Genomic DNA, 509 nt, shown 5'->3' with positions numbered 1-509 from the left:
CTCACGCGGCGTTGCTCCGTCAGACTTTCGTCCATTGCGGAAGATTCCCTACTGCTGCCTCCCGTAGGAGTCTGGGCCGTGTCTCAGTCCCAGTGTGGCCGTTCACCCTCTCAGGTCGGCTACGCATCGTCGCCTTGGTAGGCCATTACCCCACCAACTAGCTAATGCGCCGCAGGCCCATCCTCAAGTGACAGATTGCTCCGCCTTTCCATATCCGGCCATGCAGCCAAATATCCTATCCGGTATTAGCTACCGTTTCCGGTAGTTATCCCAGTCTTGAGGGCAGGTTGCCTACGTGTTACTCACCCGTCCGCCGCTAAATCTCAGGAGTGCAAGCACTCCATCGATTCCGCTCGACTTGCATGTATTAGGCACGCCGCCAGCGTTCGTCCTGAGCCAGGATCAAACTCTCCAATAAAGATCGAACATTTCTGGATTGCTCCAAGAAATCATCCAACCGATGAGTTTGTAGCTCATTTCAAAACTGACGAGAATTTGTTCAATTCTCT

At 53.2% G+C, this 509-nt stretch carries 1 rRNA gene; it reads right to left on the bottom strand.

The features are described 5' to 3' along the window. Window positions 1–418, bottom strand: a 16S ribosomal RNA gene (locus tag CHH53_RS16990); the annotation flags it as partial. Window positions 419–509: the final 91 nt, after the last annotated feature.

The organism is Terribacillus sp. 7520-G (assembly GCF_002271665.1).
GTDB lineage: Bacteria > Bacillota > Bacilli > Bacillales > Amphibacillaceae > Terribacillus.
This window is presented reverse-complemented; position numbering and strand designations above follow the sequence as displayed.